The sequence below is a fragment of the Aliiroseovarius conchicola genome (assembly GCF_041403445.1).
Lineage (GTDB): Bacteria > Pseudomonadota > Alphaproteobacteria > Rhodobacterales > Rhodobacteraceae > Aliiroseovarius > Aliiroseovarius conchicola.
In genome coordinates, this window is the sequence record NZ_JBGEHL010000001.1 from 152,209 (window position 1) to 170,561 (window position 18,353).

21 protein-coding genes are annotated in these 18,353 nt (G+C 56.1%); 10 read left to right on the forward strand and 11 right to left on the reverse strand.

Annotation, left to right across the window (positions count from 1 at the left end; translation table 11 throughout):
* The first annotated feature begins 21 nt into the window (after positions 1-21).
* The 3 genes from V6N04_RS00720 to V6N04_RS00730 all read left to right on the forward strand — a co-directional run bounded on the left by V6N04_RS00720 (position 22) and on the right by V6N04_RS00730 (position 1,981).
* Positions 22-753: a M48 family metallopeptidase gene (locus tag V6N04_RS00720; RefSeq protein WP_371168193.1), complete on the forward strand. Its 732-nt coding sequence runs from the start codon at positions 22-24 to the stop codon at positions 751-753.
* Positions 754-801: 48 nt separating this feature from the next.
* Entirely contained in the window at positions 802-1,452 is a 651-nt protein-coding gene (locus V6N04_RS00725; RefSeq protein WP_371168194.1) for a GntR family transcriptional regulator, read from the forward strand.
* A gap of 61 nt (positions 1,453-1,513) precedes the next feature.
* Positions 1,514-1,981 (forward strand): hypothetical protein, encoded by a 468-nt coding sequence (locus V6N04_RS00730; RefSeq protein WP_371168195.1) that lies wholly within the window; start codon positions 1,514-1,516, stop codon positions 1,979-1,981.
* A 96-nt stretch (positions 1,982-2,077) separates the two neighbouring features.
* Here V6N04_RS00730 and V6N04_RS00735 read toward each other — a convergent pair whose 3' ends face one another.
* From V6N04_RS00735 to mdh, 10 genes are all read right to left on the reverse strand, one after another.
* On the reverse strand, positions 2,078-2,569 hold the full coding sequence (locus tag V6N04_RS00735) for a GNAT family N-acetyltransferase (protein ID WP_371168196.1): 492 nt from the start codon (positions 2,567-2,569) through the stop codon (positions 2,078-2,080).
* Between the two features lie 84 nt (positions 2,570-2,653).
* A complete protein-coding gene (lpdA, locus tag V6N04_RS00740; RefSeq protein WP_371168197.1) occupies positions 2,654-4,039 on the reverse strand; it encodes a dihydrolipoyl dehydrogenase in 1,386 nt (461 codons plus the stop codon).
* A gap of 71 nt (positions 4,040-4,110) precedes the next feature.
* On the reverse strand, positions 4,111-4,449 hold the full coding sequence (locus V6N04_RS00745) for a hypothetical protein (RefSeq protein WP_371168198.1): 339 nt from the start codon (positions 4,447-4,449) through the stop codon (positions 4,111-4,113).
* A gap of 11 nt (positions 4,450-4,460) precedes the next feature.
* Entirely contained in the window at positions 4,461-5,951 is a 1,491-nt protein-coding gene (gene odhB, locus V6N04_RS00750) for a 2-oxoglutarate dehydrogenase complex dihydrolipoyllysine-residue succinyltransferase (protein WP_371168199.1), read from the reverse strand.
* Between the two features lie 3 nt (positions 5,952-5,954).
* Complete coding sequence (locus tag V6N04_RS00755; protein WP_371168200.1) at positions 5,955-8,921, reverse strand: 2-oxoglutarate dehydrogenase E1 component; 2,967 nt, start codon at positions 8,919-8,921, stop codon at positions 5,955-5,957.
* Complete coding sequence (locus V6N04_RS00760) at positions 8,918-9,376, reverse strand: DUF805 domain-containing protein (RefSeq protein ID WP_371168201.1); 459 nt, start codon at positions 9,374-9,376, stop codon at positions 8,918-8,920. Before V6N04_RS00760 ends, V6N04_RS00755 begins: the two co-directional genes overlap by 4 nt.
* Positions 9,373-10,257, reverse strand: coding sequence for a succinate--CoA ligase subunit alpha (gene sucD, locus V6N04_RS00765; protein ID WP_371168202.1), 885 nt, complete (start codon positions 10,255-10,257; stop codon positions 9,373-9,375). The genes V6N04_RS00760 and sucD overlap by 4 nt, the downstream gene beginning before the upstream one ends.
* Before the next feature lie 12 nt (positions 10,258-10,269).
* Entirely contained in the window at positions 10,270-10,758 is a 489-nt protein-coding gene (locus V6N04_RS00770; protein WP_371168203.1) for a hypothetical protein, read from the reverse strand.
* Positions 10,755-11,948, reverse strand: a complete 1,194-nt coding sequence (gene sucC / locus V6N04_RS00775) for an ADP-forming succinate--CoA ligase subunit beta (protein WP_371168204.1) — start codon at positions 11,946-11,948, stop codon at positions 10,755-10,757. Before sucC ends, V6N04_RS00770 begins: the two co-directional genes overlap by 4 nt.
* A 258-nt stretch (positions 11,949-12,206) precedes the next feature.
* The gene (mdh, locus tag V6N04_RS00780) at positions 12,207-13,169 is read right to left on the reverse strand and encodes a malate dehydrogenase (protein ID WP_371168205.1); all 963 of its coding nucleotides are present in this window, start codon (positions 13,167-13,169) and stop codon (positions 12,207-12,209) included.
* A gap of 157 nt (positions 13,170-13,326) precedes the next feature.
* Here mdh and V6N04_RS00785 point away from each other — a divergent pair, with 157 nt between their 5' ends.
* Complete coding sequence (locus tag V6N04_RS00785; protein ID WP_371168206.1) at positions 13,327-14,085, forward strand: sulfite exporter TauE/SafE family protein; 759 nt, start codon at positions 13,327-13,329, stop codon at positions 14,083-14,085.
* A 17-nt stretch (positions 14,086-14,102) separates the two neighbouring features.
* Here the strand turns inward: V6N04_RS00785 and V6N04_RS00790 are convergent, their stop codons facing one another.
* The gene (locus V6N04_RS00790; protein WP_371168207.1) at positions 14,103-14,423 is read right to left on the reverse strand and encodes a hypothetical protein; all 321 of its coding nucleotides are present in this window, start codon (positions 14,421-14,423) and stop codon (positions 14,103-14,105) included.
* A 244-nt stretch (positions 14,424-14,667) separates the two neighbouring features.
* Between V6N04_RS00790 and V6N04_RS00795 the strand changes: the two genes are divergently transcribed.
* The 6 genes from V6N04_RS00795 to sdhD all read left to right on the forward strand — a co-directional run bounded on the left by V6N04_RS00795 (position 14,668) and on the right by sdhD (position 18,344).
* On the forward strand, positions 14,668-15,528 hold the full coding sequence (locus V6N04_RS00795) for an HpcH/HpaI aldolase/citrate lyase family protein (protein ID WP_371168208.1): 861 nt from the start codon (positions 14,668-14,670) through the stop codon (positions 15,526-15,528).
* Positions 15,529-15,551: 23 nt separating this feature from the next.
* Positions 15,552-16,100 (forward strand): NnrU family protein, encoded by a 549-nt coding sequence (locus V6N04_RS00800; protein WP_371168209.1) that lies wholly within the window; start codon positions 15,552-15,554, stop codon positions 16,098-16,100.
* Positions 16,101-16,103: 3 nt separating this feature from the next.
* Positions 16,104-16,307, forward strand: a complete 204-nt coding sequence (locus V6N04_RS00805; RefSeq protein ID WP_371168210.1) for a DUF1737 domain-containing protein — start codon at positions 16,104-16,106, stop codon at positions 16,305-16,307.
* On the forward strand, positions 16,307-17,350 hold the full coding sequence (locus V6N04_RS00810; RefSeq protein ID WP_371168211.1) for a MaoC family dehydratase: 1,044 nt from the start codon (positions 16,307-16,309) through the stop codon (positions 17,348-17,350). The genes V6N04_RS00805 and V6N04_RS00810 overlap by 1 nt, the downstream gene beginning before the upstream one ends.
* 227 nt (positions 17,351-17,577) lie before the next feature.
* Positions 17,578-17,961: a succinate dehydrogenase, cytochrome b556 subunit gene (gene sdhC, locus V6N04_RS00815; protein WP_371168212.1), complete on the forward strand. Its 384-nt coding sequence runs from the start codon at positions 17,578-17,580 to the stop codon at positions 17,959-17,961.
* 11 nt (positions 17,962-17,972) lie between these two features.
* The gene (sdhD, locus tag V6N04_RS00820) at positions 17,973-18,344 is read left to right on the forward strand and encodes a succinate dehydrogenase, hydrophobic membrane anchor protein (RefSeq protein ID WP_371168213.1); all 372 of its coding nucleotides are present in this window, start codon (positions 17,973-17,975) and stop codon (positions 18,342-18,344) included.
* Positions 18,345-18,353: the final 9 nt, after the last annotated feature.

Consider the following 18,353-nt stretch of genomic DNA (forward strand, 5'->3'; position numbering starts at 1 on the left):
TACGCAAGGTAAAGGGGCGATATGTTCTGGTCAAATAAGAAGAATGCCTTAACAGCGGTAGAGCAGGTAAACCTTCGCGCAGCACCTGAAATCGCGGTCTCGCTGCGTCCGTCACAACGCGCGCGCCGCATGTCTTTGCGAGTGTCCAAGTTGGATGGGCGGGTGACGTTGACGATCCCTTACGGCGCCTCTCGGCGAGAGGCGCTGGAATTTGCCGAGGCGCGGGCGGATTGGATCCGCGGCCACCTGTCGGACACCGCGCCTACACTGTGTCCCTCAATCGGAGACAGCATCCCATATCTTGGGCGGTTGCATCCCATCGTCGCGGCCCCTGTTCGTGCCCCCCGCATCGTGGACGCTCAAATTCTGGTTCCATCATCTGATCCAGCCCGTACCGCGGCCCGGTTGGAGGCCTTCTTGAAGCGCGCAGCGCGGGATCAACTGGCGCAGGCCAGCGATAAATACGCTGCACAGGTCAATCGCTCGTTCGGGCGCCTCACACTACGTGATACGCGGTCGCGCTGGGGGTCCTGCAGTTCCGAGGGCAACCTGATGTATTCTTGGCGCTTGATTTTGGCCCCTGCCGAGGTGCTGGACTACGTCGCGGCACATGAGGTCGCGCATTTGGTCCACATGGACCACTCGCCCGCCTTCTGGTCACAGGTCAATGCCATTTACCCCGGTTACGAGGCCCCGCGAAAGTGGCTTCGTGATCACGGAACACAACTTCATCGCTATCGGTTTCGTGAGTAAGCATAAGGGGTTGTTGACCTCCGCCCAATTTGTGATCACAGTTTAGATATGCAAGCCCAACCACGACAACCCGACAACACCAGCGCACACGAGCGTGTCTATCGTAGCCTGCGCGCCCGGATCATGCACGGAGAGCTTGACCCCGGCCAAAGTCTAACCATCCGCGGGATTGGCAAAGAATACGACGTCTCTATGACCCCAGCGCGTGAAGCCGTTCGCCGACTAGCCGCAGAGGGGGCTTTGACGCTGTCAAGCTCGGGGCGCGTCTCGGCCCCCGACCTGACGCCAGAACGGATCGAGGAGCTGGCCGCCCTGCGCGCGCTGTTGGAGCCCGAGCTGGCTGCCCGCGCCCTGCCCCGCGCGCATATGGCGCTAATCGACCGCCTCAGGTCCATTAATGCACGCGTGTCCGAACATGTCGCCAAACAGGATGCCGTGGGATATCTGCGCACAAATCTAGAGTTTCACCGCACCCTGTACCTGCGCGCACAGGCCCCCGCGATACTCGCCGTGGCGGAAACCGTTTGGCTTCAGCTCGGCCCTACCATGCGCGCCCTCTACGCCCGCCGCCATCGCACTGACCTGCAACGTCACCACCGTATGATCTTATCCGCGCTATCCGCAGGAGATGAACCCGCCCTGCGCCTGGCGGTACGCACAGATGTGACACAGGGATTGAAGATGCTGGTGGCGGATTGAATAGTGGTATGAAATGGACTTAGTCCCAAGTAACGATGCCAGTCGATCGAAAGGGCAAGGCGTGAGCATCTTTAGCCGACTTAAAACTCTATTCCGATATGGCTCATTGTCCTGTTCCAAACTGCCCGCTGGAAACTACGCATTTTTTCATCGTGTTGACCGACAATCCCCTCAAGTCAACTTCTTGTTCGGTGAAGTGAAAATTCCCGATGCAGATCTAGCCACTCAAATCGGCGTGTTGGTACAAACAACTCTTTCTGGGCAAGATTCAACCGTCAACGCAGGTGCCCCGATTGGTGAGGCTGAAACATTCTTGTCACCGCTGAATGTTGGCGGCTCAGAATATCGCAAAGAAATGAGGGCGCTCACTTTCCCGGCAGCTGAGGCCGCAAGTTTTTCGCTATCGCCATGGTCTTCTGAATGGACCTACCGCGACACACATCACTTCGAAAGCTGGCTGATCACGCTAGACACGTGCGATGCCGCTATTGCTACTGGTCGCAAGTGGGTAACCGACAAAACAAATTAACCTATAGCGAAATGATTATCGCGCCAACACACAGATCTGTTGGTTTGCCAGAGACCAGATGCTTTCCAGAAATCCGATCGCATCGAGTTTTTTAGCTTACCCAGCCTCAAACCGATAGTAGGTCATTTCATGTTCCCCGTAGGGCTCATCAGAGACTTGAACGGTGGACCGCGCGATATCTTCGATTGTCACCCTCCAAAACGCCTGCGCAGCGATGTTCTGGACCAGCACCCTGACCTGCCATTTACCTGGATGCGCGGCGACGGTTTGGCGAAAAAGTTCCTTGCCCAGCCCTTTTCCCTGGAAAGCGCGGGTCACAAAGAACTGCCCCATATCCAACGTGCCCTTGGCATTGGGGGCCACGCGAACCAACGAGAAGCCGATCAAGTTGTCGTCTGAGTATGCAAAATATGGCCAATGATCCGTGTTATCCCAGTAGGGAGGCAACAAGCCATCAGGCAGCGCGAACATCCCATCCGCGCCTACGCTCCATCCCAAAAACTCGGACATGTCATGCAGGTACAGTTGAAACATCCGCTCTAAAACGGGGCGTTGTGAGGTCGGAATGAGTTCCAATTTAATGGCCAAGACGATACCCTTTTTTGATTGCCCATACCGACAAATGAAAAAGCACGCCCGAAAGCGTGCCTTTTGATGTCTTGTTTCACGCTTTTACGAGTGGATTGGCCCGTCTCCGCACGCCAGGGCCGCCTCGCGAACAGCCTCCGAGAACGTGGGGTGCGCGTGGCAGGTGCGAGCCAGATCCTCGGCAGAGCCGCCAAACTCCATCAGCACACAGGCTTCATGGATCAACTCACCTGCCGCCGGGCCCATGATATGGACGCCAAGCACACGGTCAGTTTCCTTGTCGGCAAGGATTTTGACAAAACCTTCACCTTGGAACACAGCCTTCGCGCGGCCATTGCCCATGAAGCTGAACTTGCCAACCTTATAGGCGCGGCCTTCTTCCTTCAGTTGCTCTTCGGTCTTACCGACCGTGGCAACCTCGGGCGCGGTATAGACCACACCGGGGATAACATCGTAGTTCACATGGCCTGCTTGACCGGCGATGGATTCCGCCACCGCCATGCCCTCGTCTTCGGCCTTGTGGGCCAGCATCGGGCCTTCGGTCACATCGCCAATAGCCCAGACGCCCGGAACAGAGGTTTTCCAATGATTGGTGGCGACCTGACCACGCTCGGTCATCTTGAGGCCAAGCGCGTCCAGCCCAAGACCTTCGACATAAGGACGGCGGCCCGTGGCAACCAACACCACGTCTGCATCCAGCATCTCCTCGGCGTCATTCTTGCGCAGCTTGTAATGCACCTTAGCCTTGGTCTTGGTCGCTTCGACCTTCTGAACCGCCGCGCCCATAACAAACTTAAGCCCTTGTTTTTTCAGCGAACGCTGGAAGGTCTTGGCAAGGTCTTTGTCCATCCCCGGCGTGATCATGTCGAGGAATTCGACCACCGTCACCTCTGACCCCAGACGCGCATAGACCGAGCCCATTTCAAGCCCGATAACGCCCGCACCGATGACAACCATCTTCTTTGGAACCTTCGACAGCTCAAGCGCGCCGGTCGAGGTCACGACGACCTTCTCGTCCACCTCAACACCCGGCAGACTCGACGGTTCGGACCCTGACGCGATCACGATGTTCTTCGCGTTGTGAACTTCGTCGCCCACCTTCACCTGACCAGCCGCCGGGATCGAGGCCCAACCCTTGATCCAATCGATCTTGTTCTTTTTGAACAAAAACTCGACACCCTTGGTGTTCTGGCCGATGACGTCGTCTTTGTAGGCCAACATCTGCTTCCAATCGACCGAGGGACTTTTGCCCTTCAGGCCCATCTTGGCGAAGTTGTGCTCGGCCTCATGCAGGCTGTGGCTCGCATGCAGCAGCGCTTTCGAGGGGATACAGCCGACGTTCAGGCAGGTGCCGCCCAACGTCTCGCGCCCTTCGACGCACGCGGTTTTCAGGCCAAGCTGGGCGCAACGGATCGCACATACATAGCCGCCCGGGCCGCCGCCGATGATGATTACGTCATAGTCTGCCATGGGTAGGTTTCCTTATTACTTTCGACTTCGACTGCCGATCTCGCATCACTAATGAAGAATACTGCAACACATTACTCACCCGGTGAAAGGGCTAGATCATCGCACAAATCTCTTCCTGCAATTCCATTGTATCTTTCGACAACCAGTGTAGCTGTGGTTGGGTCATGTTTTTGCAAATCAAGAAGGTTGCGTCGACAATCGGCAAGTCCGGAACGTACACCTTTAGCTAATTGCGAATAGGTATGCGTCTTCTTATGTACCATTTCCAGATATTCGATCCGCGAAACCATTTGCTCTTTCTTGCAACCCGCAGTGGCACCAAGAGCTGGTGCCTCCGCATCGACATATGCCTCCAATATATCATAGAGACGATGGAATTCTTCAGCGACTTCCTCGGTGGATCTCCGCATCTAGAGCTCCCTTACAAATCCATCAACAACCGACGTGGATCCTCAAGCGCTTCTTTCACGCGCACAAGGAAGGTCACAGCGCCTTTGCCGTCAACGATACGGTGGTCATAGCTCAGCGCCAGATACATCATCGGGCGGATCACAACCTCTCCGTTGATCGCCATCGGGCGGTCTTGGATTTTGTGCATACCAAGGATACCAGATTGCGGCGGGTTCAGGATCGGCGAGGACATGAGCGAGCCGTAGACACCACCGTTTGAGATGGTGAATGTGCCGCCCTGCATTTCGTCCATCGACAGCTTGCCGTCTCGGGCTTTGCGGCCTTTTTCAGCAATCGCTTTCTCGATCTCGGCGAACGACATTGCGTCGGCATCGTTGATCACCGGCACCACAAGACCAGTTGGCGTACCAGCGGCAACGCCCATGTTCACATAGTTTTTGTAAACGATGTCAGTGCCGTCGATTTCGGCGTTCACTTCGGGCACTTCTTTCAGCGCATGACAGCAAGCCTTGGTGAAGAACGACATGAAGCCCAGACGCGCGCCGTGTTTCTTCTCAAACTCGGCTTTATATTCGTTGCGCAGTGCCATCACCTCGGTCATGTCCACCTCGTTATAGGTGGTCAGCATGGCGGCAGTGTTTTGGCTGTCTTTCAGACGGCGCGCGATGGTCTGACGCAAGCGGGTCATCTTCACCCGCTCTTCGCGTGACGCATCCCCAGCGGCACGTGGCGCGGCCGGAGTGGCCGCTGGTGCAGGAGCCGCAGCCCTAGGTGCAGCAGCAGCCGCAGCCACGTCGTGTTTCATCACACGACCATCACGGCCCGTGCCTTGAACGTCGGCGGGGTTCAATCCAGCTTCGGCCATCGCTTTCTTGGCCGATGGTGCGTCTTCCACGTCCTTACCAGCCGTCGCAGGAGCAGCGGCTGCGGCAGGGGCCGAGGCTGGCGCGGCGGCAACCGAGCCGCCAGAGGACAGCACCGCCAGTTTGGCCGACGCATCAACAGTCGCACCCTCAGCGGCTAGGATTTCGGACAGAACGCCCGCAGCAGGCGCGGGCACTTCGACCGAGACCTTGTCTGTCTCAAGTTCACACAGCATTTCATCCTGAGCGACCGCGTCGCCCACCTTTTTGAACCAGCTGGAAACGGTCGCTTCGGTCACACTCTCGCCAAGGCTTGGCACCATCACGTCTACAGCCTGACTGTCGCTCGCAGCAGGCGCAGCAGCTGGAGCAGCGGCGGCCGGCGCGGGAGCCGCCCCTTCGCCTTCCCCGATCGTCGCGAGCAGCGCGTCAACACCAACGGTTTCGCCTTCTGCAGCGACGATTTCGCCCATCGTGCCAGCGGCGGGCGATGGCACCTCAACTGTTACCTTGTCGGTTTCCAGCTCGCACAGCATTTCGTCCACTGCGACCGCATCACCCGGTTTTTTGAACCATGTGGCAACGGTGGCTTCTGTCACGCTTTCGCCCAGTGTGGGCACCCGTACTTCAATGCTCATGGCTTATTTCCCTTCCATGGTCAGCGCGGCATCCACCAGCGCTGCTTGTTGTGCTTTGTGAGATGAGGCCAGACCCGTCGCCGGAGAGGCAGCCGCCTGCCGCCCAACATATTCGGGCCGTGTATGTTTGGCCCCGATCCGGGTCAGCACCCATTCGATATTCGGTTCAACGAAGGACCAGGCACCCTGGTTCTTGGGTTCTTCCTGACACCAGACGATCTCGGCGTTTTTGAAGCGTTCAAGTTCCTTCACGCAAGACATGGCTGGGAAAGGATAGAATTGCTCCAAACGCATCAAATAAACATCTGTGATGCCACGTTTGTCACGTTCTTCCAGCAGGTCAAAATAGACCTTGCCCGAACACATTACCACGCGCTTGATCTTGTCATCCTTCACCAGCTTGGTGTCGGAATTGCCTTTCTGCGCGTCATCCCAAAGCACGCGGTGGAAGCTCGATCCTTCGGTGAAATCCTCGGTGGTCGAAACGCAAAGCTTGTGACGCAACAGCGATTTTGGCGTCATCATGATCAGCGGTTTGCGATACCCACGATGCAGCTGACGGCGCAGGATGTGGAAATAGTTCGCAGGCGTCGTACAGTTCGCCACGATCCAGTTGTCGCCGCCACACATCTGCAAGAAGCGCTCCAACCGGGCCGAGCTGTGTTCCGGCCCCTGCCCTTCAAACCCGTGCGGCAGCAGGCAAACAAGGCCTGACATGCGCAGCCATTTGCTTTCGCCAGACGAAATGAACTGGTCGAACATGATCTGCGCACCGTTGGCAAAGTCGCCAAACTGCGCTTCCCACATGACCAGCGCATTGGGCTCTGCTAGCGAATAGCCATACTCAAACCCAAGTACCGCGTATTCCGACAACATCGAGTCGATGACTTCGTACTGGGCTTGCCCTGCACGAATGTTGTTCAGCGGATAGTAACGCTCTTCCGTTTCCTGATTGATCAGACCGGAGTGACGTTGGCTGAACGTACCGCGCGTACAGTCCTGACCGGACAGACGTACCGGGAAACCCTCGGTCAGCAACGAGCCGAACGCCAGCGCCTCGCCCGTCGCCCAATCGAACCCTTTCCCGGTTTCGAACATTTTGGCCTTCGCATCCAGCAGACGACCCACAGTTTTGTGCAGAGGCACGCCGTCCGGCGCGGTCGACAGCGCCTTGCCCACCTCATCAAAGCTCTCTTTTTTGATGGCAGTCTGGCCGCGCTGATATTCTTCGGCTTTTTTGTCGAGATGCGACCAACGGCCATCAAGCCAATCAGCCTTGTTTGGCTTATAGTCTTTGCCAGCCTCAAACTCATCGTTCATCCGCGCTTGGAAGGAGGCTTTCAGGTCCTCGATTTCCCCAGCGGGGATCAATCCATCTTTGACCAGACGTTCCGTATAAATCTGAAGCGTTGTTGGGTGTTTCTTGATCCGCTTGTACATCAAGGGGTTGGTGAACATCGGTTCGTCCCCCTCGTTATGGCCAAAGCGACGGTAGCAGAAAATATCCAGCACAACGTCCTTGTGGAACTTCTGGCGGAATTCAGTCGCAACACGCGCGGCGTGGACTACGGCTTCGGGATCGTCGCCATTTACGTGGAAAATCGGCGCTTCCACCATCAAGGCGATATCCGTTGGATATGGCGACGAGCGCGAGAAGTGTGGCGCTGTCGTAAACCCGATTTGGTTGTTGACCACGATATGCATCGTGCCGCCGGTCTTGTGACCCGTTAGACCCGACAGACCGAACCCTTCTGCAACCACACCCTGCCCCGCAAATGCTGCATCACCGTGCAATAGGATTGGCAAAACTTGATCGCGATTCACATCGCCCAATTGCTCTTGTTTGGCGCGCGCCTTGCCTAGGACCACGGGGTTCACGGCCTCAAGGTGCGACGGGTTGGCCGTCAGCGACAGGTGAACTGTGTTGCCATCAAACTCGCGGTCTGAACTGGCGCCTAAGTGGTACTTCACGTCGCCCGAACCGTCGACATCTTCGGGTTTGAAGCTGCCGCCCTGAAACTCGTTGAAGATCGCTTGATAGGGTTTTTGCATCACATTCGCGAGCACGGACAGACGCCCGCGGTGTGGCATCCCGATGATGATGTCTTTGACGCCCAGCGCGCCGCCGCGCTTGATGATCTGCTCCATCGCGGGGATCAGGCTTTCTCCGCCGTCCAGACCAAACCGTTTGGTGCCCATGTATTTCACATGCAGGAATTTCTCGAAGCCCTCGGCCTCGACCAGTTTATTCAGAATGGCTTTTCGACCTTCCCGCGTAAAACGGATTTCCTTGTCGAACCCTTCGATACGTTCTTTCAGCCAGCCAGCTTCTTCCGGGTTTGAGATATGCATGTATTGCAGCGCAAACGTGCCGCAATAAGTCCGCTTCACGATCTCGAGGATTTGCCGGATCGAGGCGATTTCCAGCCCCAGCACGTTATCAATGAAAATCGGGCGATCCATGTCGGCTTCGGTGAACCCATAAGACGCAGGGTCCAACTCTGGATGCGCGCTTTTCTCTGCGATCCCCAGCGGGTCCAGATCAGCGGCCAGATGCCCCCGGATCCGATAGGCCCGGATGATCATCAGTGCGCGGATGCTGTCCAGAACGGCACGCTTGATGGCTTCGTCCGACACTTGCACACCAGTTTCGGCAGCTTTTGTCGCAATCTTCTTGCCTGCCGCTTTGGCCTCGACCTCTGGCTCTTCTGGCCACTGACCATCCAGCCCGTGAACCCGATCACCACTCGGCATCGGAGGCCAATCAGAGCGTGCCCAGGACGGCCCAGCGGCCTCGGCGGTCACATCAGAACCATTATCCCCAAGCTCGGCAAAAAACGCCTGCCACGCGGCATCCACCGCGTTGGGGTCACGCGCATACTGCGCATAAAGCTGCTCCAGATACTCGGCATTGTGGCCCTGCATGAAGCTGGAGGCGTGGAAAAGGTTGTTTGGGGATTGTTCCGTCATTTTGAAACCTCAAGTGTGCTTTTTGATTTGGACGGGGCCGAAAGAACAAAGCTGATAGTGATCAAGCCGCCAACCGATGAGAAAATCATCACTGGCACCATCCAGTACAGGCCGTCGCGTTGGGCAATGTTGTTCCAGAACGTGTACAGAACGGGTCCGGCTAACAATCCAGACAACCCCCAGCCCACATAGCTAGCTCTACTCTTCATTGTGCCGCTGTCGAACAGTCTCCGAACCGCTGCCGTGAACACAGGAACGTTCACGACAAAATACACATACATCAAGAGCTTCTGACTCCCGGTCTCAAAGAACCGGGAGCCAAAAATATAGAGAAAGCTCATGGAGATGAACCACGGCACAGCAAAAAACCAAAACTCAGACCTTGTCGCCCGCTCTCGGATAACGAAGGTCTTGGCGAGACCTGTCGTAATGGCTTTTGCTGGCCGCATCATCATTTACCAATCGCTTCCAGCACGGCCTCGCCCAGCGTGGCGGGGCTGTCGGCAACGACAATGTCTGCGGCACGCATGGCTTCGATCTTGTCCTCGGCACCGCCTTTGCCACCAGCGACAATCGCCCCCGCGTGGCCCATGCGACGTCCGGGAGGCGCCGTGCGGCCCGCGATGAAGCCAGCAACCGGCTTCCAGCGACCTTTTTTCTTCTGATCCGCAAGGAATTCAGCGGCTTCTTCTTCGGCAGAGCCACCGATCTCGCCGATCATGATGATGCTTTCAGTCTCGTCATCATCAAGGAACATGTCCAGCACGTCGATATGCTCGGTGCCTTTGATGGGGTCGCCGCCGATGCCGACAGCGGTCGACTGGCCCAGACCGATATCGGTAGTCTGTTTCACAGCCTCATATGTCAACGTACCCGAGCGGGACACAACGCCCACGCTGCCGCGCTGGTGGATGTGACCGGGCATGATGCCGATTTTACAGGCACCGGGTGTGATGACACCGGGGCAATTCGGGCCAACAAGGCGCGATGCCGTGCCTTCTAGTGCGCGTTGAACACGCATCATGTCGAGCACCGGAATACCCTCGGTGATGCAAACGATCAGTTCCATCTCGGCGTCGATCGCTTCAAGGATCGAGTCCGCTGCGAAGGGCGGCGGAACATAGATCACGGACGCATTGGCTTCGGTGACGTGCTTGGCTTCGTGAACCGAGTTGAAGACCGGAAGGTCCAAATGCGTCTGCCCACCTTTGCCCGGCGTCACACCGCCGACCATCTTGGTGCCATAAGCAATGGCCTGTTCCGTATGAAATGTGCCCTGCGAGCCGGTGAGGCCCTGACAGATCACTTTGGTATTTTCGTCGATAAGGACTGCCATGTGGTAGTCTCCTTAGTTTTTGAATATGGTCAGGGAGGCGACCTTAGATCTGCCGTTGGATAGGTTGCTGACAACAACTTTTGCTCCGATTCCACCTTTGGAAAAGGCAGCTGTTGATTTGGAGCCTTTGGTAGCTTTCACTGCCAACCCCTGAACTTTTTGACGTTGAAGAAGATTAGCGAGTCCTTGGGCCATGCCCTTAGCATCGGTTTTTTGACGGGTGACAATACACGCCGTCCCACCACCTGAAAGCTCAACAGCCGGGTTAACGAATTCACCGTCAGAGGACACCCAGCCGTTCTTGCTTTTTTCAAAGCCTTCTTTCGCTAGTATTGCGTCTACTTTCTCGAAGTTTGGAAATGCCCTTAGACATGACTTCTCAAACAACAACAGAGCACGAGATTGTGCTTCTGCCGCAGTCTCAGCAACCGAAACAGAAGGTGAAGCAAAATACCCAAGCATCGCCACAAGTCCCAATTTGAAGAAAATGGAACGCATCAACCTTTAACCGCCTTCACGATCTTCTCAGCACCGTCCGACAGGTTGTCAGCAGCGATAACATCAACGTCGGAGTTGTTGATGATGTCTTTGCCAGCTTCCACATTGGTACCTTCCAGCCGCACGACCAGTGGCACTTGCAGGCCCACTTCTTTCACTGCCGCAACCACGCCCTCGGCGATGACGTCACAGCGCATGATGCCTCCGAAGATGTTCACAAGGATGCCCTTCACGTTGGGGTCCGAGGTGATGATCTTGAAGGCTTCGGTCACTTTCTCTTTGGTCGCGCCACCGCCCACATCAAGGAAGTTGGCCGGTTCAGCACCGTAAAGCTTGATGATGTCCATTGTGGCCATCGCAAGACCCGCACCGTTCACCATGCAACCAATCTCGCCATCCAGAGCGATGTAGTTCAGGTCGTATTTCGACGCTTCCAGCTCTTTCGAGTCTTCTTCGGTGGTGTCGCGCAGTTCAGCGATATCCGGGTGGCGATAGACAGCGTTGCCGTCAAAGCCGACCTTTGCATCCAGCACTTTCAGGTCACCGCTGTCAGATACGATCAGCGGGTTGATCTCCAGCATCTCCATGTCTTTTTCAGTGAACGCTTTGTAAAGCTTGGCCATCAAAGCCACACATTGTTTGATCTGCGCGCCTTCAAGGCCCAGCGCAAAGGCAATACGGCGGCCATGGAAGGCCTGATAACCCGTCGCCGGATCAACCGAGAAGCTAAGGATCTTCTCAGGTGTCGCTGCGGCGACCTCTTCAATATCCATCCCGCCTTCGGTCGAACAAACAAACGAGATGCGCGATGTTTGGCGGTCTACAAGCAGTGCAAGGTACAACTCACGCTCGATGCCTGCTCCGGCTTCGATGTAGATGCGGTTCACTTGTTTGCCGACAGGTCCGGTTTGGTGGGTCACAAGGGTGCGGCCCAGCATCTTTTTGGCTTCTTCAGCGGCCTCTTGCACCGACTTGGTCAGGCGAACACCGCCTTTTTCGCCAGCGTCAGCTTCCTTGAAGGAGCCTTTGCCGCGTCCACCTGCGTGAATTTGCGCTTTGACCACCCAAAGTGGGCCGTCGAGTTCACCTGCGGCGGTCTTAGCGTCTTCTGCCTTTAGAACGACACGTCCGTCAGAAACGGGTGCGCCGTAGGACTTAAGAAGGGCCTTCGCCTGGTATTCATGAATGTTCATGAAATCATCCTATCCAATTGATCCAATGGGTCTTGGACACCATGCACAACTGGAAACCGGGCTGAAATTGTTTTTTGCGAAAAAGGGGGATTTTTGCGCTAACTGCGCGAATTTGTGATCACACCGAAAAATCCGTGATCACAAAACACTTCACATGCACAGAATCTCTGGAATCAGGTGATTCAAAATGACATTCCGTCGAAAATGAAGAAGGCGCCCTTCGCGAAGGGCGCCCTGTAAAACTTGTCGTACGGTGGATCAGGCCAGCGAACTGTCGATGCCCTTACAAGCCTCGACCAGGCCTTTTACGGCGTCGACCGATTTATCAAACATGGCTTGTTCGTCTTTGCTCAGCTTGATGTCGATGACCTTTTCAATGCCGTTCGCACCGATCACAGTCGGAACGCCAACGTAGAAACCGTCGAGGCCATAGGCGCCGTCCACATATGCCGCACAAGGCAGGACACGCTTCTGGTCATTGAGGTAAGCCTGAGCCATTTCAATCGCCGAGGCGGCCGGCGCGTAGTAAGCAGAGCCAGTTTTCAACAGGCCAACAATCTCGGCACCGCCATCGCGGGTGCGTTGAACAATCGCGTCCAGTTTTTCTTGGCTGGTCCAGCCCATTTCAACGAGGTCAGGCAAAGGAATGCCGCCAACAGTCGAATAACGGGGCAGCGGCACCATGGTGTCGCCGTGTCCGCCCAGAACAAAAGCGTTCACGTCACGCATGGACACGTCAAATTCAACCGACAAGAAGTGACGGAAGCGCGCGGAGTCCAGAACGCCTGCCATACCGACCACTTTCTGATGCGGCAGGCCCGAAAATTCACGCAGCGCCCAAACCATGGCATCCAGCGGGTTGGTGATGCAGATCACAAACGCGTTTGGCGCATGCTCTTTGATGCCCTCGCCAACCGACTTCATGACTTTCAGGTTAATACCCAACAGGTCATCGCGGCTCATGCCCGGTTTGCGTGGAACGCCAGCGGTCACGATGCAGACGTCAGCGCCAGCAATACCTTCGTAAGATGTGGTGCCCGAAAGTGTCGCGTCGAAGCCTTCGACTGGTCCGCTTTCAGCGATATCCAGGGCCTTGCCCTGAGGAATTCCGTCAGCGATGTCAAAAAGGACGACGTCGCCCATTTCTTTCAGTGCAGCGAGGTGAGCAAGGGTGCCACCGATCATGCCGCTACCGATAAGGGCTATCTTGGGTCTGGCCATGAGTTTGATCTCCGATCAGTTGATTTCGGGCGCATGCGTAGTCCTTATATCCCGCTGGTGCAAGAGTGCCGCGCTGCGGCATGGCGAAGCGCTTGCGCCGAACTGCGTGACGCGATAGCGCTAAAGCACTCGTTTTCCAGCGGTTTGAGGATATCCTATGCCCGAGGCACTTGACCTCACATTCTTTATGTTCGCGATCCCTGCCGTGATTTTCGCGGGTATTTCCAAGGGCGGTTTCGGATCGGGTGCGGCCTTTGCGGCCACGCCACTGCTGGCTTTGATTCTGGAGCCTGGCGCTGCGATTGGTCTGATGCTGCCGCTTTTAATGCTGATGGATGTAACTGCGTTGAAACCCTACTGGCGTAAGTGGGATACGCCGTCCGCGAAAGCTCTGATCTTGGGCGCCATTCCAGGTGTCGCGGTGGGCGCGCTTCTCTACTCCATTGCCGATCCAGATATTTTCCGTCTGCTCATCGGCCTGATCGCTGTCGGCTTTGTTGCTTTTCAAGCGGCCCGCACGCGCGGATTAATACAGCCGGCCGCCAAGCCCATGTCCGGCAAAGCCGGTGGTTTCTGGGGCTTGATTGCGGGATTTACCAGCTTCATTAGCCATGCAGGCGGCCCCCCCGCGGCCGTATTCTTGTTATCACGACGCTTGGACAAAACCACGTTTCAGGGAACGACGGTGATCAGCTTCTGGGCAATCAACCTTCTAAAGTTCATTCCCTATTTCGCTTTGGGGATCTTTTCTTGGCAAACCGCAAAAGCAGATCTCTACCTTATTCCCTTTGCGGTCGTAGGTGTCTGGATCGGCGTCGTTTTGCATCGAAGCATTTCCGAACGGATGTTCTTTGCCTTCACCTATCTATTCCTGCTGATCACCGGCACGAAGTTGATTTGGGAAGCCTTGACCTAAAAGCCATATGGTGGCTTTCAGACCGGCTTCCCCAACATTGCAGGCGTTGGTACTTCGTTCAGAGTCTCAAAACTGCGACCGTTAGCAACAAGGCAAGTGATGCCCTGTGGGGTAGTTACGGTGATCGTCCATGTACCGCTTTCGCTTGAGGCAAACACCTCGACCATCGTGTTGTTGGCCGCCAATCCAATAGACCGTCTTGTTTCGCCGTATGCCTCGGCCAATCGCTCAATCAAGGCGTTGCGCGGCGCACAATTGAGACGCTCCGCATGGGCGTTCTGCACTGAAAAAAGCACGGCACCTGTGATCATACCAAAGGCCAGTATGTGGTGTTTCATGGGTCTTCCCTTTCCTCCGCGACGCTGGCGCTTCTATCGCTCAGCAGATAGGTGAAGACTGTGTTTCAACATCAAAGAACTGGTTAACGCACCGTCCTGGGTTGAGAAGCCGCTGCGCCATCTAAAGCGTCACGCGCGCGCACGGCCTCGCAAGGCTAAATATTCTGCATCGCAGCAATTTGCCCTTGCGAAAAGCTGCGCAATCGCGATGCTACGCGCAAGATTGTTGCGGAGACTTAGAATCATGACGCCTACCCCGGATACGCGCCCCTATCGCTCTGTCCTCTATATTCCCGGTTCGAAAGAACGCGCATTGGACAAGGCGCGCGGGTTGCCCGCAGATGCTATTATCTTCGATCTGGAGGACGCGGTTGCGCCCGATGCCAAGATCGACGCGCGCACCACGTTAAAGGCAGAGCTTGCGAAAGGCGGTTACGGAAACCGCGCCAAGATCGTGCGCATCAACGGGTTTGACACCGAATGGGGCAAAGACGACGTGGCAGCGTTTGTTGATGCTGATATTGACGCCATCCTGATGCCGAAAGTTGGATCGGCGGCTCAGCTCGACGAACTGGCCACACTTATCCCGGATGTCGATCTTTGGGCGATGATGGAAACGCCGCTGGGAATGCTGAATGCAGCTGAAATCGCCGCCCATCCGCGCCTGAAGGGTTTTGTCATGGGCACCAATGATCTGGCGAAAGAGCTGAACACCCGCTTCCGGGCGGATCGGCTGCCCATGATGGGCGGTTTGCATATGTGCCTCGTTGCGGCGAAGGCATTTGGGGTAGTGATCATCGACGGCGTTTACAACGCCTTCAAGGACGATGACGGGCTGAAAGCGGAATGCGATCAGGGCCGCGATTTGGGGATGGACGGAAAAACCCTGATCCACCCCGCGCAATTGGCGATTGCCAACACGGCCTTTGCACCGTCAGAGGCCGAGATTGATTTGGCCCAACGTCAAATCACCGCCTTTGAGGCGGCAGAAACCTCGGGGCAAGGGGTTGCAGTTGTGGATGGTAAAATCGTCGAGAATCTGCATGTTGTGACGGCACAAGGCATCCTCGCCAAAGCCTCTGCCATCGCGGTGATGGAGGGCTAGGCCCTTAATTTAGGAGACCCAACATGCCCATCCTCATCCTCGGTCTTGCCCTGTGGTATGCAGGCCACTTTTGGAAACGCGTCGTGCCCGCCCATCACGCTGCAATGGGCAGCAAAGCAAGAGGTATATCGGCACTGGTTATCCTTGTCAGTGTCGTGGTGATGGTTATCGGATTTAAGCTGGTCGATAGCCCCGATCTGTTGCTTTACCCGGCTTATTTCAAACCACTCAACAACATTGCGATCGTGTTTGCGTTCTATCTTGTCAGCCCGGGCCCATCGAAAGGTGCCCTGTTTTACAAGATGCGCCACCCGATGCTGACCGGGTTTATCGTCTGGGCCGTCGCTCATATCATCGTGAACCCAGACCTTGGATCAATGGTGCTGTTCGGCGGTCTTACGATTTGGGCCGTGGCTGAGATCATCGTCATCAATCGTGCCGAACCAGATTGGCAGCCAAACCCCAAAGGCGCGATCAAGAAAGACGCAATATTCTTTGGCGCAGCAATTGTATTGACCCTTGTGGTCGGCACGATCCACGACCTTGTCGGCCCGTCGCCTTTTGGGATGTAACGCATGAAACTCTATCGATTGCTGACCGAAGATGACACCTCGGCCTTCTGCCACAAGGTGACAAACGCGATGAACAAGGGGTGGGACCTGCACGGTTCCCCCGCTTATGCACACGACCCAACCACTGGAAAAATGCGCTGTGCCCAAGCGGTGGTAAAAGACGCACCCGGCACCTACACGCCTGACACCAAACTTGGAGAACACTGATGGCCCCCACCGCCAAGACCAATCCTGGCCATTTTTTCGAGGACTACACACTGGGCGATGTGATCCACCATGCCGTGCCGCGTACAGTGGCCGAGGGCGAGCGCGCGCTCTATCACGCGCTCTATCCCGCGCGTCATGCCCTGTATTCCTCGGACGAATTTGCGGGCAATTCGGGGCTTGAAGGCTCTCCGATAGACGATCTGATCGCCTTTCACGTGGTGTTTGGCAAAACCGTACCCGATATTTCGCTGAACGCGGTGGCCAATCTTGGTTACGCTGAAGGACGCTGGCTAAAGCCAGTCTATCCGGGCGACACATTGCGGTCTGTGTCCGAAGTCATCGGATTGAAACAGAACTCCAATGGCAAATCCGGTGTCGTCTGGGTGCGCACACGTGGTTTCGACCAAGTGGGTGAGCCTGTGTTGGAATACGTCCGCTGGGTTATGGTGCGCAAAAACAATCTGGATGCGCCAGCGCCGGAAACTGTAATCCCCGAGCTGAAAGGCGTGTTGGATGCTGGTGACCTAGTCATTCCTGAAGCGCTGAACTTTGAGGATTATGATTTTACACTCGCAGGTGAACCGCACCGTTGGGGCGACTACGAGATTGGCGAAAAGATCGACCATGTTGACGGAGTCACCGTCGAAGAAGCCGAACACATGATGGCCACGCGTTTGTGGCAGAACACTGCTAAAGTCCATTTCGATGCCACCTTCCGACCAGACGGGCAACGGCTGATCTATGGCGGTCACGTCATTTCGATGGCGCGGGCATTGTCGTTCAACGGACTGGCCAACGCCCAGATGATCGTGGGCCTAAACGGCGGCGCGCATGCCAACCCTTGCTTCTCGGGCGACACGATCCGCGCCTGGTCCGAGGTCTTGGATAAGGCCGACACGGACGCACCGGGTGTCGGCGCAATACGCTTGCGCTTGGTTGCAGTGAAACATGGCGCGCCAGAGTTCGCACTGAAGGGCGACGACGGGAAATACTTGCCAGAAGTGATGCTGGACCTCGACTACTGGGCCTTGATGCCGAAGTAGCGAGGTCTGGTGGCGTACCGCAAACTGCACCGCATCTTCCGACTATTTCAGTCGGAAATGACGCTGATTTACTTGTGATCACATCGTTAAAAATTGTGATCACAAGAATGTCAAATCGCCCTTGTTAGCGCAATTTCTCTGTGTTTTCCTGTCCATAAGACGTGACTCCGCCCCACAAATGGCGCTATTGCTGTCTCAACAGTCGAAATTGACGAAAGGAGACCGCCATGGCCGACGTGAATAGGGGCGATCGCCCGCTATCTCCGCACCTGCAAGTTTACCGCCCGCAGCTGACCTCCATCACCTCGATCTTTGCTCGAATTACGGGCGTTGCCCTGCTGGGTGCCGCGGTCTTGGTTGTGGCGTGGTTCTTTGCAGCGGCGGTGGGTCCAGAATGTTACGCAGTTGTGAACGGATTGATGACATCGTTCCTTGGTGACGTGATCATGTTTCTGGCCCTCTGGGCGCTGTGCTACCACGCGCTGTCCGGTCTACGACATCTGATTTGGGATATCGGACTGGGGCTCGAGGTCGAGACCGCCGAGAAAATGGGCATTGGCGTCATCATTGGCTCTGTTGTTCTGGCGATCATCGTCGCCATTATCGTGTGAAGGAGCGGGACATGCATTATCTAACCGACCGCAAGCGCGCTGAGGGCAAAGGATCGTCCCATTCGGGAACCGAACATTTCTGGGGCCAGGCGATTTCGGCTGTGGGCCTATTGATCCTGATGCCGCTTTTCGCGCTGACCTTTGGTCGCGCCCTTGGCTTGCCTTACGAGGAAGCCATTGCCTATTACCAGCGTCCATTCCCCGCCATCATCGCGGCCATGACGCTTGTGGTTTCCATGGTCCACTTCCGCCACGGCATTCAAGTGGTGATCGAGGATTACTCGCGTGGTGTCACCAAGAAGGTCCTCGTGATCGTCTGCACTGCACTCGCGTACACCGTTTTGGCAGTTGGCCTTTATGGCCTCGGCCGCATCGCCTTTTAAGACCGGAGA

Coding starts and splice junctions, on each gene's coding strand:
- V6N04_RS00720 (WP_371168193.1), top strand. CDS start 22: ATGTTCTGGTCAAATAAGAAGAATGCCTTAACAGCGGTAGAGCAGGTA.
- V6N04_RS00725 (WP_371168194.1), top strand. CDS start 802: ATGCAAGCCCAACCACGACAACCCGACAACACCAGCGCACACGAGCGT.
- lpdA (WP_371168197.1), bottom strand. CDS start 4,039: ATGGCAGACTATGACGTAATCATCATCGGCGGCGGCCCGGGCGGCTAT.
- V6N04_RS00745 (WP_371168198.1), bottom strand. CDS start 4,449: ATGCGGAGATCCACCGAGGAAGTCGCTGAAGAATTCCATCGTCTCTAT.
- odhB (WP_371168199.1), bottom strand. CDS start 5,951: ATGAGCATTGAAGTACGGGTGCCCACACTGGGCGAAAGCGTGACAGAA.
- V6N04_RS00755 (WP_371168200.1), bottom strand. CDS start 8,921: ATGACGGAACAATCCCCAAACAACCTTTTCCACGCCTCCAGCTTCATG.
- V6N04_RS00760 (WP_371168201.1), bottom strand. CDS start 9,376: ATGATGATGCGGCCAGCAAAAGCCATTACGACAGGTCTCGCCAAGACC.
- sucD (WP_371168202.1), bottom strand. CDS start 10,257: ATGGCAGTCCTTATCGACGAAAATACCAAAGTGATCTGTCAGGGCCTC.
- sucC (WP_371168204.1), bottom strand. CDS start 11,948: ATGAACATTCATGAATACCAGGCGAAGGCCCTTCTTAAGTCCTACGGC.
- mdh (WP_371168205.1), bottom strand. CDS start 13,169: ATGGCCAGACCCAAGATAGCCCTTATCGGTAGCGGCATGATCGGTGGC.
- V6N04_RS00785 (WP_371168206.1), top strand. CDS start 13,327: ATGCCCGAGGCACTTGACCTCACATTCTTTATGTTCGCGATCCCTGCC.
- V6N04_RS00790 (WP_371168207.1), bottom strand. CDS start 14,423: ATGAAACACCACATACTGGCCTTTGGTATGATCACAGGTGCCGTGCTT.
- V6N04_RS00795 (WP_371168208.1), top strand. CDS start 14,668: ATGACGCCTACCCCGGATACGCGCCCCTATCGCTCTGTCCTCTATATT.
- V6N04_RS00800 (WP_371168209.1), top strand. CDS start 15,552: ATGCCCATCCTCATCCTCGGTCTTGCCCTGTGGTATGCAGGCCACTTT.
- V6N04_RS00805 (WP_371168210.1), top strand. CDS start 16,104: ATGAAACTCTATCGATTGCTGACCGAAGATGACACCTCGGCCTTCTGC.
- V6N04_RS00810 (WP_371168211.1), top strand. CDS start 16,307: ATGGCCCCCACCGCCAAGACCAATCCTGGCCATTTTTTCGAGGACTAC.
- sdhC (WP_371168212.1), top strand. CDS start 17,578: ATGGCCGACGTGAATAGGGGCGATCGCCCGCTATCTCCGCACCTGCAA.
- sdhD (WP_371168213.1), top strand. CDS start 17,973: ATGCATTATCTAACCGACCGCAAGCGCGCTGAGGGCAAAGGATCGTCC.